At 64.1% G+C, this 14,986-nt stretch carries 15 protein-coding genes; 10 read left to right on the forward strand and 5 right to left on the reverse strand.

The window, feature by feature from the left end; genetic code table 11:
• Positions 1 to 393 precede the first annotated feature (393 nt).
• The 7 genes from AQZ50_RS02005 (at position 394) to AQZ50_RS19940 (ending at position 8,048) form a co-directional block, all read left to right on the forward strand.
• Positions 394 to 1,434: a glycosyltransferase gene (locus tag AQZ50_RS02005; protein WP_067741786.1), complete on the forward strand. Its 1,041-nt coding sequence runs from the start codon at positions 394 to 396 to the stop codon at positions 1,432 to 1,434.
• Complete coding sequence (locus tag AQZ50_RS02010; protein WP_067742394.1) at positions 1,434 to 2,960, forward strand: oligosaccharide flippase family protein; 1,527 nt, start codon at positions 1,434 to 1,436, stop codon at positions 2,958 to 2,960. The genes AQZ50_RS02005 and AQZ50_RS02010 overlap by 1 nt, the downstream gene beginning before the upstream one ends.
• A complete protein-coding gene (locus AQZ50_RS02015) occupies positions 2,960 to 4,126 on the forward strand; it encodes a hypothetical protein (RefSeq protein ID WP_067741789.1) in 1,167 nt (388 codons plus the stop codon). The genes AQZ50_RS02010 and AQZ50_RS02015 overlap by 1 nt, the downstream gene beginning before the upstream one ends.
• Positions 4,127 to 4,206: 80 nt before the next feature.
• The gene (locus AQZ50_RS02020) at positions 4,207 to 5,223 is read left to right on the forward strand and encodes an aspartyl protease family protein (RefSeq protein ID WP_231730063.1); all 1,017 of its coding nucleotides are present in this window, start codon (positions 4,207 to 4,209) and stop codon (positions 5,221 to 5,223) included.
• Between the two features lie 68 nt (positions 5,224 to 5,291).
• On the forward strand, positions 5,292 to 7,121 hold the full coding sequence (locus AQZ50_RS02025) for an ABCB family ABC transporter ATP-binding protein/permease (protein ID WP_067741795.1): 1,830 nt from the start codon (positions 5,292 to 5,294) through the stop codon (positions 7,119 to 7,121).
• Positions 7,122 to 7,267: 146 nt separating this feature from the next.
• Positions 7,268 to 7,564, forward strand: coding sequence for a hypothetical protein (locus AQZ50_RS20300; protein ID WP_156427194.1), 297 nt, complete (start codon positions 7,268 to 7,270; stop codon positions 7,562 to 7,564).
• Entirely contained in the window at positions 7,533 to 8,048 is a 516-nt protein-coding gene (locus AQZ50_RS19940; protein ID WP_082703352.1) for a DUF2335 domain-containing protein, read from the forward strand. Before AQZ50_RS20300 ends, AQZ50_RS19940 begins: the two co-directional genes overlap by 32 nt.
• 54 nt (positions 8,049 to 8,102) lie before the next feature.
• On the opposite strand, the gene AQZ50_RS02035 is transcribed toward AQZ50_RS19940, so the two are convergent.
• The 5 genes from AQZ50_RS02035 to AQZ50_RS02055 form a co-directional block, all read right to left on the reverse strand.
• Positions 8,103 to 8,306 (reverse strand): DUF1737 domain-containing protein, encoded by a 204-nt coding sequence (locus tag AQZ50_RS02035; protein WP_067741801.1) that lies wholly within the window; start codon positions 8,304 to 8,306, stop codon positions 8,103 to 8,105.
• Positions 8,307 to 8,315: 9 nt separating this feature from the next.
• Positions 8,316 to 9,584: an MFS transporter gene (locus AQZ50_RS02040; RefSeq protein WP_156427195.1), complete on the reverse strand. Its 1,269-nt coding sequence runs from the start codon at positions 9,582 to 9,584 to the stop codon at positions 8,316 to 8,318.
• Positions 9,585 to 9,731: 147 nt separating this feature from the next.
• The gene (hslU, locus tag AQZ50_RS02045; protein WP_067741806.1) at positions 9,732 to 11,045 is read right to left on the reverse strand and encodes an ATP-dependent protease ATPase subunit HslU; all 1,314 of its coding nucleotides are present in this window, start codon (positions 11,043 to 11,045) and stop codon (positions 9,732 to 9,734) included.
• A 3-nt stretch (positions 11,046 to 11,048) separates the two neighbouring features.
• On the reverse strand, positions 11,049 to 11,648 hold the full coding sequence (hslV, locus tag AQZ50_RS02050; protein WP_067741809.1) for an ATP-dependent protease subunit HslV: 600 nt from the start codon (positions 11,646 to 11,648) through the stop codon (positions 11,049 to 11,051).
• 56 nt (positions 11,649 to 11,704) lie between these two features.
• Positions 11,705 to 12,220 carry an outer membrane protein assembly factor BamE gene (locus AQZ50_RS02055; protein ID WP_156427196.1) on the reverse strand — a complete coding sequence of 172 codons (516 nt, stop codon included), beginning with the start codon at positions 12,218 to 12,220 and terminating at the stop codon, positions 11,705 to 11,707.
• A gap of 323 nt (positions 12,221 to 12,543) precedes the next feature.
• Between AQZ50_RS02055 and AQZ50_RS02060 the strand changes: the two genes are divergently transcribed.
• The 3 genes from AQZ50_RS02060 to AQZ50_RS02070 are packed head-to-tail and all read left to right on the forward strand — an operon-like array spanning position 12,544 to position 14,985.
• Complete coding sequence (locus AQZ50_RS02060; protein ID WP_067741812.1) at positions 12,544 to 13,059, forward strand: ubiquinol-cytochrome C chaperone family protein; 516 nt, start codon at positions 12,544 to 12,546, stop codon at positions 13,057 to 13,059.
• A complete protein-coding gene (locus tag AQZ50_RS02065; protein ID WP_067741815.1) occupies positions 13,056 to 13,598 on the forward strand; it encodes a YceD family protein in 543 nt (180 codons plus the stop codon). Before AQZ50_RS02060 ends, AQZ50_RS02065 begins: the two co-directional genes overlap by 4 nt.
• Before the next feature lie 4 nt (positions 13,599 to 13,602).
• The gene (locus AQZ50_RS02070; RefSeq protein ID WP_067741817.1) at positions 13,603 to 14,985 is read left to right on the forward strand and encodes an MATE family efflux transporter; all 1,383 of its coding nucleotides are present in this window, start codon (positions 13,603 to 13,605) and stop codon (positions 14,983 to 14,985) included.
• Position 14,986 lies beyond the last annotated feature (1 nt).

Consider the following 14,986-nt stretch of genomic DNA (forward strand, 5'->3'; position numbering starts at 1 on the left):
GCCGACGAAACCAGACGGACAGCCATCCTTCCCCGTTTTTGATTCGGGGAGGAGCGTGTCCGTCTATGTTGGCGACCGCAGTAGCAAAAGGCCGGAAAAACCGGCGCCACCGCTGCGGTGAGGTGGCATATATGGGGGGTGTGCCGACCGGTCAACGACAAATTGCATTTTTTTTGTAACACCACGCCAAGCCATTATAAAAATTCATGTTTTCACCCCTGAAGGAGGCCCAGAAGCCCCTTTGCCAGACCTCTGGACGATTCTCCCGGCGCGAATCCGCTTGCCTGCCCCCGCCCCATCCGACAGGCAGCACCTGTCACGCTTTGTTTACCGTGAGTGCCTTAGATACCGGGCCTTATCAGAGCCTCGCTGGACGCCTCTTTCGGATCAGACATGCAGCATTCCGTTCCCAGCATCAGCGTGGCCATGAGCGTCTATAATGGCGAACGCTTTCTCGCCGGGGCGATAGAGAGCGTCCTTGAACAGACCTTTGCCGATTTCGAATTCCTGATCCTCGATGACGGATCGCGCGATGCGACGCGCGCGATCGTGGCCCATTATGCCGGGCATGACCCGCGCATTCGCCTGATCGCCCGCGAAAACCGCGGCCTGGTCGCCAGCCTGAACGAATTGCTCGCCGTGTCGCGCGCGCCGCTGATCGCGCGGATGGATGCCGATGACCTTTGCCTGCCCGAGCGCTTTGCGCACCAGATCGCCTTTCTGGACGACCATCCCGAAATCGGCGTGCTGGGAAGCTGGACCGACGATATTGACGAGACCGATGCTCCTTATCGGGTCGATGCCCCGGACCACCCGATCGATCATGAGGGGTTTCTCGCCGCGATCGACGCCGGCCATCCTTTACTGTGCCATCCGGCGGTGATGTTCCGCCGCGAGCTTGTCCTGTCGGTCGGAGGCTATCACCCGGCGTTTCGCCATTGCGAAGATCTCGATCTCTGGCTGCGGCTTGCCTCGGTCACGCGCGTGGCCAACCTGCCCGAGCGACTGCTGCGCTATCGCCATTACAGCCAGCAAGTGTCGAGCCGCCATGCCACCGAACAGCAGATCAACGCTGCCGTATCGCGCATCGCCTATGCCGAGCGCCTGGCGGGGCGGGCCGATCCGACCTCGACACTGTCGGTGATGCCGCCCATCGACAATCTCGATGCGCTGTTCGGTCAGACCGGCGTCGCGCAAGAGGTGCGCGCTCGCGTTGCGCCGGGCTTGCTCTATTCGCGGGCCGGGCTTGGCGATGCCGGCTTTGACATTGTGTGCCGCTATATCCGCGAAGGCGGATGCTGCGCCGGTCTATGGCGCACGGTCGCGCGACTGGTGCTGTTCGGCTATCCCTTGCGTGCGTTGCGCCTCGCCATGGTACTGGCCACGCATAACACATCCGGCAGACCTGCCGCCCGCACGCTTGCCACGGTATGATGACCGATACCCCGGATGACATCGGCAGCCATGCGCCCGGCCGCGAAGCTGCCGCGATGAGCGTGCGCGGCGCCGCTGTCTGGGCCATGGCCGGGCAATATCTGGCTTTCGCGATCCAGTTCATTGCCTCGGTGGTGATTTCCCGCTTCTTTCTCACCCCGGGCGAAGTCGGGCTGTTCTCGATCGGGCTTGCGACCGCGATGATCGTCGCCGTGCTTCAGGATTTCGGCCTGTCGCGCTATATTTCCGGGCTTACCGTGCTCGATCATCACGAGATTGCGCGCTGCGGATCGGTGGCGATCCTGTTTTCGCTGCTGATCGCCGCAATCGTCGCGGCGACCGCGCTGCCGATGGCGGCGACGTATCACGAGGCACGCCTGATCCCGATTCTGCTGATCCTTGCAGGCAGTTATCTGTTTGTGCCCCTGTCGGTCGTGCCGATGGCGCTGATGGCGCGGGCGATGCAATTTCGCGGCCTGTTTGCCGTCAACGTCGGCGCGGCGCTCGCCCAAGGGGGCGTTGCCGTCGCGCTGGCGGCGGCGGGCTATTCCTCGTTTGCGCTGGCCTGGGCGACCGTCGCAGCGGCAGCCACGCGCGGAATCGTGGCGCAGATCATGCAACCGAGCTGGCCCCGCCGCATGCGGTTTGACGGGATCGGTCAGGTCCTGGGCTTCGGCGCGCGCACCAGCGTGCTCTATCTGACCGGCGCACTGGGCACGCGAACGCCCGACTTGATCGTGGGCAAGGCGCTGGGGATCACTGCGGTCGGGCTCTACAGCCGGGCCGTCAGCCTGTCCGATCAGTTCCGCATGCTGATCTCGGGCGCGATCGGCAGCGTATTCTTTCCCGCCTTTGCCCGCATCCGCGACAGGGGTGAGCCGCTGGGACCGGCGTACTTGCGGGTCTGCGCCGGGTATTCGGGCGTGGTCTGGCCGGGCATGGCGGGGCTGGCGATGGCTTCGGAGCCGATTATCCGCCTGCTCTATGGCCCCGCCTGGCTGCGCACCGCGCCCTTGCTCGCCATGATCGCGCTGACCGAAATCATGCTCGTCGCGCTGCCGCTGGTCAGCGATCTGCCGATTCTGGCGGGCAAGCTCAACCAGTTGCTGGCGCGCAACCTGATCGATACTGCGATGTCGGTCTTGCTGCTGGCTATCGGTTGCCGTTGGGGTGTCGAAGGGGCGGCGGGATCGCGACTGGTCTATGCGCTGTTCTGGTTTGCGCTCTATTTCCGGTTCATGCACCGCATTGTCGGATTCGATCTGGGCGGTCTGATGATGATCTATCTGCGCAGCGGGCTTGCCAGTCTGGCGGCGCTGTTGCCGCTGGCGCTGACGTATGCGTTCTGGGCACCGCCGGAAGCGATCACGTTTGCGCAACTGGCGCTGGCTTCGGCTATCGGCGTTGTCTGCTGGCTGATTTCGCTGGTGCTGCTGCGTCACCCCGCGCTCGGCGAAATTCTCGGGATGGCAGCGGCTGTGCCGATGATCGATCGCTGCATCCCGGCCCGGTTTCGCACCGCCTGATGCCTGACGCCGACACCGCGATCCGCCTGTCGAGCGCGCTGATCGACCCGGCCAGCGGGCTTCGCCGCGAAAGCCCGCGCCCGGCAGACATGCGCAATGCGGCCTATGATGCCCGGTTCGACTGGGACACGCTGTTCTACGATTGTTATCGCGTCGGCCCTCATATCGTGTTGCAGGGGCCGCCTTATCGCAATCTGCTGGCCCCGCTGCTCGCTTCGGCGCCCTTGGCAGGCGCGATGCGCCGCTGGTTTGGCCGCCCGCGCTCGATCGCGCGGGACAAGCGCGGCGAAATCTGGCTGCGCAGCGATGCGCAAGAGCTGACCATCGCCGGACCGATCGGTACCTATCATCTTGCCGTTCAGCCCGACCTGTCGCCGCTGTTTGCCGGTCGCCGCGTGATCCATACGCTGTCAAAGGACAATGCGCCCCGCTGGATCCATGACTGGGCGCGCTTTTATCAGGCCGAGCATGGTGCGGACGCCGCGCTGATCCATGACAACGGCTCGACCGCCTATAGCGCCGCCGAGCTTGAAGCGGGGCTGCGCGCGGCCTTTCCCGACATGGTCATCCGCGTCGTGTCCTGGCCATTTCGCTATGGGCCGCAAGGGGGCCTGGCCGGCGCAGTCGATGGGCGCGAAACGCCGTGGGATTCGGACTATTGCCAGACCGGATCGCTGCAACATGCCCGCCTGCGCTTTTTACGCGCGGCCCGCAGCGTGCTCAATGTCGACATCGACGAGCTCGTGCTGTCGGCGCGCGGACGCTCGATCTTTGCCGCGACCGAGCAAAGCCGACACGGGTTCATCAAGTTTCAAGGATGCTGGATCAGCGGCGCCTCGCCCGCCCCGGTGCGCCATGAAACCTGTCGCCACGCCGATTTCATTCTTCGCGACTGTGGCGAAATGCGCACCTGCCCGCCGAAATGGTGCGTGGTTCCGGCGCGCGGCGATCCCTTTCGTACCAGTTGGTCGGTGCACAACGTATTCGGATCGCGCCACAACCGGCGGGTGGATGACGAATTCACCTATCGCCACATCACGCCGATTTCGAACAGCTGGAAAGAAGATCGCGGCGTCGACGGACGCTTCGATCCCGCCGATTTTGCCGAAGACGCCGATCTCAAGGCCGCCTTTGCCCGCGCCGGGCTCGCCCGATCGGCCGCCTGACCCGGATCTGCCGCCCTCACAAAGAGATTGGTGGCCCCGGCACCGACATGAGCATACACTCTGCGTCAGGAGAGAATGCCATGCGAATGCATGCCACCATGATGCGTGCGGCGCTTGCCGGTGCGGTGCTGAGTGCGGCCCCGTCGCCTGTCGGCGCAATCGATCCTGCGTCGATCGCAACCGCCGCCCTGCCCGCGCAGACGCCCGATGCGGCGCGCCCATTTGCCGCCGGAGCCGCCGCGATGCGCGATCCTGCTGCGGCCGCAAGCGACGATGTCCTTCGTCTCGGCCAGGATGGTCATGATCGCATGACCGTGGCGGTCGAAGTCACCAACGAAGCCGGTCTGCACAGCCCCTTTGCCTTTCTGGTCGACACCGGGGCAGAGCGCACCATCGTTGCACGCACGGTGACAACGGCGCTGGGTCTCGCCCCCAATGGGCGCGGGCGACTGGTCGGCGTGGCCGGTTTGCGCGATGTCGACATGGTGACGCTGGCCTCGCTCGCGCTCGGTCGGCGAAACCTCTATGATCTGGCCTCGCCCGTGCTCGATGCCGACGCGATCGGCGCCGACGGGATCATCGGGCTCGATGGCTTGCAAGGGCAACGGATCGTGCTCGATTTCGATCGCAACCGGCTCCTGCTCGGCGATGCCCGGACGCTGGGCGGCGACCGGGGCTATGACATCGTCGTCCAGGCCCGGCGCAAAAGCGGGCAACTGATCCTGACCGACGCACTGGTCGACGGGGTACGCACCGCGATCGTCATCGACACCGGGTCCGACACGTCGATCGGCAATCGCGCGCTGGAGCAGGCGCTGGCCCGCAATCATGCCCGCGAAACCGTGCAACTGCTGTCGGTCACCGGGCAACAGGCGACCGCCGATGTGGGCATGGCGCGCGCGCTGACGCTCGGCGGGATGACGCTTGCCAACACGCAAATCGCTTTTACCGACGCGCCGCCGTTCGACCGGCTGGGGCTGCGGCGGCGTCCGGCGCTACTGCTCGGCATGGCGCAATTGCGGCTGTTTCACCGCGTGGCGATCGATTTTGCGGCGCGCCGCATCCTGTTCGCCGTGCCCGGTCCGCCCCCGGGCTGAGCCACAGAACGCAGAACTGCCCCCCTGCACCACTGGCACTTCGCAGGAAAATCCCTATTTCAGGGACGATGCCACCCGAAACACCCCAATCCTCGGCCCGCCCGCCCCGTCATGACGGCTGGCGCACGCTGCAACGGTTCCTTCCCTATCTCTGGCCGCGCGACAATCCCGCGCTGCGCTGGCGGATCGTGGTCGCCTGTATCCTGATTCTGGTTTCGACCGGGATTCAGCTGGCGTTGCCCTATGCGCTGAAATGGGCGGTCGACGCGATGAACGTGTCGGGGCCCCGCGCCTTGCGTTTGGTCATGCTGACCGTTCTGGCCTATGCCGCCGGGCGCTTTGCCGCGGTGGCGTTCGACAATGTGCGCAATATCGTGTTCGAGCGCGTGGGGCAGGACGCCACGCGCAAGCTGGCGGAGCATGTCTTTGCCCGGCTGCACCGACTGTCGATGCGCTTTCACCTCGCCCGGCGCACCGGCGAAGTGACCAAAGTCATCGAACGCGGGACCAAGAGCATCGATACGATGCTCTATTTCATGCTGTTCAACATCGCACCGACGATCCTGCAGCTGGTGGTCGTCGCCGTGATTTTCTGGATCAGTTTCGGCTGGGGGCTGGTGGCGGCAACGGCGCTGGCGGTCGTGGCCTATATCTGGGTAACGCGCGCCATCACCGACTGGCGCACGCAATTGCGCGAACAGATGAACCGGCTCGACGGGCAGGCGCTGTCGCGCGCGGTCGATTCGCTGCTCAATTACGAGACGGTGAAATATTTCGGCGCAGAGCGGCGCGAAGAGGCGCGCTATGCCGCCGCGACGAGCGCTTATGCCGATGCCGCCGTGCAAAGCGAAAACAGCCTCGGCCTGCTCAACATCGCGCAAGCGCTGGTGGTCAATCTGCTGATGGCGGGCGCGTTGGCCTATACCGTGGTCGGCTGGTGGCATGGCATTTATACGGCGGGTCAGCTGGTCTTCGTGCAGACCTATCTGACCCAGTTGTTCCGTCCGCTCGACATGCTCGGCATGGTCTATCGCACCATTCGCCAGGGGCTGACCGACATGGCCGAAATGTTCCGCCTGATCGATACCGAAGTCGAAGTCGCCGATGTGCCGGGCGCGCCCGCGCTGGCGGTCAAACGCGCGAGCGTGGTGTTTGACAATGTGGTGTTCGGCTATGATCCGGATCGCACGATCCTTCATGGCCTGTCGTTCGAAGTGCCCGCAGGCAGCCGCGTGGCGATTGTCGGGCCGTCGGGCGCGGGCAAGTCGACCATCGGGCGGCTGATGTTCCGCTTTTACGACCCGCAATCCGGGCGCATCCTGATCGACGGGCAGGACATCGCGCGCGTGACGCAGGCGTCCTTGCGCGCCGCGATCGGCATCGTGCCGCAGGATTCGGTGCTGTTCAACGACACCATCGGCTATAACATCGCCTATGGTCGCGAAGGCGCCGGCCCGGACGAAGTCGAAGCCGCCGTGCGCGGCGCGGCGATTGCCGATTTCATCGCGCGCCTGCCCCACGGGCTCGCTACCGAAGTCGGCGAACGCGGGCTGAAGCTGTCGGGCGGGGAAAAACAGCGCGTGGCGATTGCCCGCACGCTGGTCAAAAACCCGCCGATCATCCTGTTCGACGAAGCGACCAGCGCGCTCGACACCCGCACCGAACAGGACATCCTGAGCACGCTGCGCGCGGTCGCGGCCAGCCGCACGACGATCTCGATCGCGCACCGGCTGTCGACGATCGTCGATTCGGACACGATTCTGGTGATCGAGCAGGGCCGCCTTGCCGAACAGGGCAGCCATGCCGACTTGTTGCGCCAGGATGGGCTCTATGCCGAAATGTGGGCGCGTCAGGCCGCCGAAAGCAGCGAGGAAGACCTGGCCGAAGCGGCGCAGTAAATCAGGATTTGGGCAAATTCGCGCCTTGACCAAGTGTGCCGCCATCGATCTGCGAGGCGGCTCCCCTCATCGCTAGACCCGAGGTTTTGTAATGGGCTCCATCGATCCGGAATGAAACGTGATTGCACTTGTAAGCTTAGTTGCTAATGTCAACGAGCGATCCAAGGCTCGCAGGTCATGCTGGGTTAACGCTTAACCCGTATCATGTTGGGATGAAAAAATTGTCCAAAAAGCTTTGGCTTGTTACCCATCATGGCAAAGCGGCCACCATGCTGTCTGGTGCTGCGATGATCACGCTTGATCAGCACGCTCGTGCCGCGTTCGCTGGTTTTATCTCCAAGGGCACCAAAAGGGATATGGCCGCACTGCGAGGCGACTATTTGAAGGCACTGGGAAAGGTTCACATTGACCATGAACGAAGAGAGCGAGAATCAATCGACTGACCCAGAGCAGGAAATATCTTTTCCCCCAGCAGTTGCCGATTCCGGTGAGAACCTTGCGGAAATTTTGGAGAAAGTACCCGAAGCCCAGCGTACGGAAATAATGCGCATTGTGGCACAAAGCGAAAGTCATTCAGGCTGGCTCCCAAGCCCAAAATATCTTGCCGAATACGAAGCCATATTGCCTGGGCTTGCCGAACGGATTGTCGCAATGCCCGAGCGCGAACAATCGCATAGGCACCGTGTCATCGAAAATCTGGTCAAAGATGATCGCGATTTAAAAGCACGCGGACAAATATTTGCAATGGCCGCACTTGTACTACTCCTCTCCACTTCAATTTACCTAATAAAACTCGGCCAATTCGCATGGGGAGGTCGCATTGCAATATTTGGAATTGCTGGAGTCGTTGGTATATTCGTCACCGGAAAATGGGTAGACAGCAAAATCTCCAAATCGACCCTCACGGATCACGATGAGGATGATTAAGTACTTTGGGCCCCTGGAATATTCTCATCTGGAAAATTAAACACCTCTTCAAACTCAACCCTTTAACACGTCGGCTTCGTGCCAGACGACCGCTTGGGCGACCTTGATGCAGTCCATGCCGCCGTCCCATGCCATCGACGGCGAACCATAGAGCCGCCAGCCTTGCGCGAGCGCCTCTGACACCCGCTCGCAAAAGGCGCGGTCGTCCTTGCCGGTCAGCAGGCGATAGATCGGGCGGTCGTCGGGGGTCTGGTGCATGGCCGGATGCTAGCAGGCCGGTGCGGCCTCGCCAACCGGCGCCGCCTCATCGGGCCCAACGTCGTCCGGCGCAGCCAGTTTGCCGCGGCGCATCCAGTGCAACACCGGCACCAGCAGAATCGCGCAACCGACCAGACTGACCCCGGCATCCATCCAGAACGAGCCTGCAACATTGCCCGCGAGGTGATAGCCATAGCCGTCGAGCGCCTGCATGTAGGAATAGGGCAAGAGTGCGGCAGTGCCCAACAGGCCGAATTGCGAGGCGGCGAGTGGGCTGCCCTTGCGGATCGAGCCGAACTGGATCGCCCCTTGCGAGACTTGCGCCATCGATTGCGCCATATTTTCGCCGATCACCGCCAGAAGATAGACCGGCGCCGTATGCGGCAAGCCGATGATGGTCGCGGTAAAGATCGCGCCCAGCGTGCCAATCCCCAGATAGAGCAGCGGCGCATGAACATGGCGCAGGCACCACTTGGCGAGTAAAGCCGAGCCCATGCCCACGACCGTTGCGCCAAAGCCATTGGCCAGATCGACCGTTGCCGCAGAAACGTGAAAATCCGGCCCCAGCCCGCCAAAGGCATTGGTCAGGGTAAACGCCGCACAGGGCATCGCAAACAGCAAGGCAATGCGCAGCACCACAGGCTGGCGCACCAGCACCGACAGATCGCGCGCCAGCGTGCCAAAGCTTTCGCGCACAGCCTTTGGCCCCGCATCGGGCATGGGAATGAGGCCAAGACCTGCCAGCGGGATCAGCGTGATCAGGCCCACCGCCAACGGCCCGAACCGCGGCGACAACGTGTTGATAAGCCAATATTGGCACAGCGCGCCAATACCAAAACCGCCCGCATTACCCATGGTAAACCACGTAGCAATCGTATCGTCGAGATCCTTTGGCAGGGCCGCCCCCAGCCAGCCGCCCAGCGATACCGAAAACATCACCAGCCCAAGCGCCGCAATCGCCATCAGCGGCGCGACCACCACACTGGCCGGCGGAATGGCCAGCAAGACGGTGACGAGCACCGCCACCAGCACGCCGAGACCCAGCGTCCAGGCGCGGCGGCTGATCATCGTATCAAGCGCAGGCGCGACGATGAACGACCCCAGCGATGCCGCCGTCGCCAGCGCGGTCACGCTGGCGATCACCGGCTGGCCCACGCCATGCGCCGCCATGACTTGCGGCATGGTCACCAGAATTGCGGCAAAAGCAAAGCCATACGTCGCTTCGCACAGGCCCATGGCCCAGACAAATCGAGGCCGGGGTTGGGCGATTTCACTCATCGTTGGGTGTCATGTCCTGCGGGCAACGATTGCCTGTCACCAAGACTGTCGCAGCGATCCCGAGAGATCAACCGCTTTCGCGCAAAAGCTATCCTGCCCATTGCGCGCCCCCCCCCTACACGGGCCCCACGACACCGGAAGGATGGCTCACAGAATGTATTTCGACAGGTCGGTATTGCCGGCAAGACTGGCCAAGCGCTCGGCGACATAGGCCTCGTCGACCGTCACCGATGTCCCGACGCGATCCTCGGCGTCGAAGCTGACTTCTTCGAGCAGCTTTTCCATCACCGTCTGCAGGCGGCGGGCGCCGATGTTTTCGATGCTGTCGTTGACCTGCTTGGCCGTGCGCGCGATCGCGCGGATCGCTTGCGGGGTGAAGTCCAGCGTCACCTGCTCGGTTTCGAGCAAGGCGCGGTACTGCTCGACGAGATTTGCGCGCGTTTCCGACAGGATGCGCACGAAGTCATCTTCGGACAGCGCCTGCAATTCAACGCGGATCGGCAGGCGGCCCTGCAATTCGGGCAGCATGTCGCTCGGCTTGGCGATGTGAAACGCGCCCGACGCGATGAACAGCACGTGGTCGGTCTTCATCGGCCCGTACTTGGTCGCAACCGTCGTGCCTTCGATCAAGGGCAAGAGATCGCGCTGCACGCCTTCGCGGCTGACCGAGCCGCCGCGCACGTCGCTGACCGCGATCTTGTCGATTTCATCGATGAACACGATGCCGTTGGTTTCGGCATTGGCCAGCGCGACGCGGGCGACATCGTCCTGATCCATGCGCTTTTCGGATTCTTCGTCGATCAGTTTGTCCCAGGCATCGGGAACGCGCAGCTTGCGCCGCTTGGTCGCCTGACGACCAAACGCCTTGCCCATCATGTCGGACAAGTTGATCATGCCGACGCCGCCGGCCATGCCTGGCCCAAGGTCCAAAGAGCCCATCGGCATCGACGGGCTGTCCTCGACTTCGATTTCGACTTCGACATCGGCCATCGCGCCCTGTTCGATACGCTGGCGAAAGCTTTCGCGCGTGGCCTCGCTCGCGCCATCGCCGACAAGCGCTTTCAACAGGCGGTCCATCGCCGCCTTGCTGGCCGCATCGCGCACGGCTTCGCGGCGGCGCGCCTTTTCCAGCCGGATCGCCTCTTCGACAAGATCGCGGGCGATCTGTTCGACGTCGCGACCGACATAGCCGACTTCGGTGAACTTGGTGGCCTCGACCTTGACGAAAGGCGCATCGGCGAGCTTGGCCAGCCGCCGGCTGATTTCGGTCTTGCCGCAGCCCGTGGGCCCGATCATCAGGATGTTCTTGGGGCTGACTTCATCACGCAGCGCGGGATCGAGCCGCTGGCGGCGCCAGCGGTTGCGCAAGGCGACGGCTACTGCGCGCTTGGCATCCTGTTGCCCGACGATATGTTCGTCGAGCGCGCGGACGATGGCTTTGGGGGTGAGGGTGTCGCTCATGGCTCAGACTTCTTCCAGCGTGACGCGGTCATTGGTGAAGACGCAGATGTCTGCGGCGACCCGCATCGCGCGGCGGGCAATGGTTTCGGCATCGGCTTCATATTCGGCAATCGCGCGTGCAGCGGCGAGCGCATAATTGCCCCCCGATCCGATCGCGGCGATCACCGTATCGCCCTCCGTGCTGCTCAGCGCTTCAGGTTCGAGCACATCGCCGTTGCCGGTCAGCACCAGCAGCGTTTCGGCATCGGCGACGATCATCAGGGCTTCGAGATTGCGCAGATATTTGTCGGTGCGCCAATCCTTGGCAAGCTCGACGGCTGCGCGCAGCAATTGCCCGCGATGCGCCTCAAGCTTGCGTTCAAGCCGCTCGAACAGGGTAAACGCATCGGCGGTCGCGCCGGCAAACCCGGCGATGACCGCAGCGCGCCCGTCGGGGCCTGCCGCGCCCAATCGCCGCACTTTGCGCGCGTTGGGTTTCATCACGGTATTGCCCATCGACACCTGGCCGTCGCCGGCGATCACGGTACGCCCGTTCTTGCGCACCCCGATGATGGTGGTTCCGTGCCACTGGATCAGGCCGTGGCTGGCCGCATGGTCGTTCATGCCCCGGATATGGGGCGCGGGGGCAGGCGTTCAATAGCCCCACCCCCAAAGCCCGATCAGCTGCCGTTCGGGCCCGTGCCGCCGCCGCCACGACCGCCGCCGCCGCCGCCGGGCTGACCGCCCTGCGCGCCCGGCATCGCGCCGACCGTGCCGATATTGCCGAACAGGTCTTCAAAGAAGCTGCGATCGCGGCCCAGAGTCGGGGTCTTGTGCCGATCGGGCACGATCCGCTGCGCATGTTCGACCCCATCGTTCGACACGGACTGAACCGTGCCCGCCGTGTCAAAGCTGACGCGCAGGATCGAGCCGGCATGGATGCGCGGCCGGGTAAACGGCCGCTGGACCGTGTCGAGCGAGACGTAATACCACGATTGCTGGCCAAACTGGCTTTTCAGCGTGGGCTGGCCCAGCGACTTTTCGACCGACAGCCGGTTATCCACGCCCGGCAGGACCGACTGGGTCAGCGCCGGATCGACGAGATAGCCACGGTGATCGCGGATCGTGCTGCAACCGCCCGCCGCCAGCAGCAGGGCCGATGCGGCAACCACGCGCAGCGGGGTGGCCGACGTCATGCGCAAGCCCCGACCATTCATCCGTTCGATCCGCATTGCCACCTTTCGCACCTGCCACATATTCATCAGCCCAGCCCATTTGGCATCAGGCCCGGCTTCATCAGGTCTTGCCCGTTCGGCGATTGCGCGGACCATTGCCCGCGTGCGCCTTCCCGGTTAACTGCCCGGCGGGTCGTTTGCCTTCGCCGCCGGGCCGCCTATATCACACGCCTTAGAGACTGGTTCGATATTCGCCAATGGCCAATTTTTGCGAAGCGGTGGTCTCATGGCGTCGGTGCCGCCCATTGCGGGCAGCCCCTTTATTGAGGATGGATTGAAACCTGATGTCGCTTTTTGCCAAATGGCTGCGCCCGCGCGCCGATCCTCGCGATGCGATGCGCCCGCTGTGGCACCGCATCGTGGAAATCGCGCGTGAAAAGGAATGGTATCGCGATTGCGGCATTGCCGACACGGTCGGCGGGCGATTCGACGCGATCACGCTGATTCTGGCGCTCGTGCTGATCCGTATGGAGCGCGACGAGGAACTGATCGAGCCGCTGGTGCGGCTGACCGAACTGTTCGTCGACGACATGGACGGGCAATTGCGCCAGGGCGGCGTCGGCGATCTGATGGTGGGCAAGCACATCGGGCAATTGATGAGCACGCTGGGCGGACGGCTCGGCGCCTATCGCGATGCGCAAGCCGAAAGCGAAGAGGCGATGATCGCGGCGGTCGCACGCAATGTCACGATGCGCGAGGGCGGCGATCCGGCGCTGGTCGCGCGCCGCGCGCGGGCCTTTGCCGCCGGGCTCGCGCTGGTTCCGGCCCACCGCGTGCTCGCAGCGGAGATCGGTCGATGATCCAGCCCGACGCAAGCCTGCCCGAAGCGGCGGAATTTCAGCGGATCATCGACATTCGCCACCTGCCCCCGGTCGCACAGGAGATCGCCGCAGACGAGGCCGAGCGGCGGCGGCTCGCCGGGCGATTCGGCCTGAGCGCGATCGACAGCATGGTGGCCACCGTCACGATGATCGCCGAGGGCACCACGATCAGCGTGACCGGCCGCATCCGCGCCGCGATCATCCAGGCCTGCGCCATATCGGGCGAGGATTTCCCCGTCGCGATCGACGAGCCGGTCGACTTGCGCTTTGTCCACCCGAAAAAGGACTATTCCCCCGACGAGGAAATCGAGCTGTCCGCCGACTTGTGCGACGAGATCGAATATGAAGGGCTGACTTTCGATCTGGGCGAAGCGCTGGCCCAGACGCTGGCGCTGGCGATCGATCCTTTTGCCGAAGGGCCCGATGCCGATCGCGCGCGGGCCGAACACAACCTGCGAGGTGAAGGCGGCAACGGCGCGTTCGCGGCGCTGGGCGCGTTGAAGAAGAACGCGGAATAGCCCGGTGGCTGCGTCCGAACGGGGGCCCGGCAAGCATCGCGGCGATCTGACGCGCGGGCCGATCATGGGCACCTTGCTGCGCTTTTCCGCGCCGACGCTGGCGGCCAACGTGCTGCAATCGCTGAACGGCACCGTCAATGCGATCTGGGTCGGGCGGATGCTCGGGGGCAGCGCGCTCGCCGCAACCGCCAATGCCAATGTCGTGATGTTTCTCGTCTTTGCCGCGACATTCGGATTCGGCATGGCCGCCACGGTCAAAGTCGGCCAGGCATTCGGCGCGGGCAATATCGATGCCGCGCGGCGCACGTTCGGCACAGCGCTGGGCTTTTGCGTCGCGCTGTCGCTGCTGGTCGCGGTGCTCGGCTGGTTCGGGGCGCCCTGGTTGCTCCATGCGATGTCGACCCCGCCGCAAGTGCTGGCCTTTGCGCTCGCCTATCTGCGCGTGGTGTTCATGGCCATGCCCGCGCAGATGGCCACGGTGATCGTCGGCATGGGCCTGCGCGGTGCGGGCGATTCCACCACGCCGTTGCGTTTCATGATCCTGTCGGTCGCGCTCGATGTCGGGCTCAATCCGATCCTGATCGGCGGCCTTGGCCCGATCCCGGCGCTGGGCATTGCCGGATCGGCGCTGGCGACGACGATCGCGGCGATGATCGCGATGCTCGCCCTTGGCCTCGATCTCTATGCGCGCAACCTGCCGCTCCGGCTGCGCGGCAAGGAACTGCGCTATCTGATCCCGCACCCGGCAGAGCTGCGCTACATCGTTACCAAGGGCCTGCCGATGGGGGCGCAGATGCTGCTGGTTTCGATGGCCGGGATCATCATGATCGGGCTGGTCAACCGCGAAGGCGCCGTCGCCGGCGCCGCCTATGGCGCCAGCCTGCAAGTATGGACTTATCTGCAGATGCCGGCGATGGCGATTTCGGCGGCGGTCAGCGCGATGGCCGCGCAGACCATCGGCGCACGGCTGTTCGACCGGCTCGGCGCGATCACCCGCGCCGGGATCACGCTCAATCTGGCGATGACCGGGGTGATGACGCTGCTGCTGCTGACATTCGACCGCCCGGTGCTGCAACTGTTTCTCGGTGCGCACAGCCCGGCGGTCGATCTGGCGCGGCACATCCAGTTTCTTGCGAGCTGGAGCTATGCGCTGTTCGGGGTGACGATTGTCCTGTTCGGCACGATGCGCGCGGCAGGCACGGTATTGCCGCCGCTGATCGTGCTGGGCATTGCGATGTATCCCGGGCGGCTGGGCTTTTATGCGTTGGCGCATCCCGTGCTCGGGATGGACGCCATCTGGCTCAGCTTTCCGGTCGGATCGATCATCGCCGTTGCGCTCGCCATCGTGTCATACCGCTATACCGGCTGGCGCAAGCGCATTCTATAAC

It is taken from the genome of Novosphingobium sp. Fuku2-ISO-50, assembly GCF_001519055.1.
In the GTDB taxonomy this organism is placed as follows: Bacteria; Pseudomonadota; Alphaproteobacteria; order Sphingomonadales; family Sphingomonadaceae; genus Novosphingobium.

What these genes read in the sequence shown, in the direction of transcription:
- AQZ50_RS02015 (WP_067741789.1), top strand. Translation starts at nt 2,960, where the DNA reads ATGCCTGACGCCGACACCGCGATCCGCCTGTCGAGCGCGCTGATCGAC.
- AQZ50_RS02020 (WP_231730063.1), top strand. Translation starts at nt 4,207, where the DNA reads ATGCGAATGCATGCCACCATGATGCGTGCGGCGCTTGCCGGTGCGGTG.
- AQZ50_RS02040 (WP_156427195.1), bottom strand. Translation starts at nt 9,584, where the DNA reads ATGAGTGAAATCGCCCAACCCCGGCCTCGATTTGTCTGGGCCATGGGC.
- AQZ50_RS02035 (WP_067741801.1), bottom strand. Translation starts at nt 8,306, where the DNA reads ATGCACCAGACCCCCGACGACCGCCCGATCTATCGCCTGCTGACCGGC.
- hslU (WP_067741806.1), bottom strand. Translation starts at nt 11,045, where the DNA reads ATGAGCGACACCCTCACCCCCAAAGCCATCGTCCGCGCGCTCGACGAA.
- AQZ50_RS02005 (WP_067741786.1), top strand. Translation starts at nt 394, where the DNA reads ATGCAGCATTCCGTTCCCAGCATCAGCGTGGCCATGAGCGTCTATAAT.
- AQZ50_RS19940 (WP_082703352.1), top strand. Translation starts at nt 7,533, where the DNA reads ATGAACGAAGAGAGCGAGAATCAATCGACTGACCCAGAGCAGGAAATA.
- AQZ50_RS02025 (WP_067741795.1), top strand. Translation starts at nt 5,292, where the DNA reads ATGCCACCCGAAACACCCCAATCCTCGGCCCGCCCGCCCCGTCATGAC.
- AQZ50_RS02060 (WP_067741812.1), top strand. Translation starts at nt 12,544, where the DNA reads ATGTCGCTTTTTGCCAAATGGCTGCGCCCGCGCGCCGATCCTCGCGAT.
- AQZ50_RS02055 (WP_156427196.1), bottom strand. Translation starts at nt 12,220, where the DNA reads ATGACGTCGGCCACCCCGCTGCGCGTGGTTGCCGCATCGGCCCTGCTG.
- AQZ50_RS02065 (WP_067741815.1), top strand. Translation starts at nt 13,056, where the DNA reads ATGATCCAGCCCGACGCAAGCCTGCCCGAAGCGGCGGAATTTCAGCGG.
- AQZ50_RS02010 (WP_067742394.1), top strand. Translation starts at nt 1,434, where the DNA reads ATGACCGATACCCCGGATGACATCGGCAGCCATGCGCCCGGCCGCGAA.
- hslV (WP_067741809.1), bottom strand. Translation starts at nt 11,648, where the DNA reads ATGAACGACCATGCGGCCAGCCACGGCCTGATCCAGTGGCACGGAACC.
- AQZ50_RS20300 (WP_156427194.1), top strand. Translation starts at nt 7,268, where the DNA reads ATGTCAACGAGCGATCCAAGGCTCGCAGGTCATGCTGGGTTAACGCTT.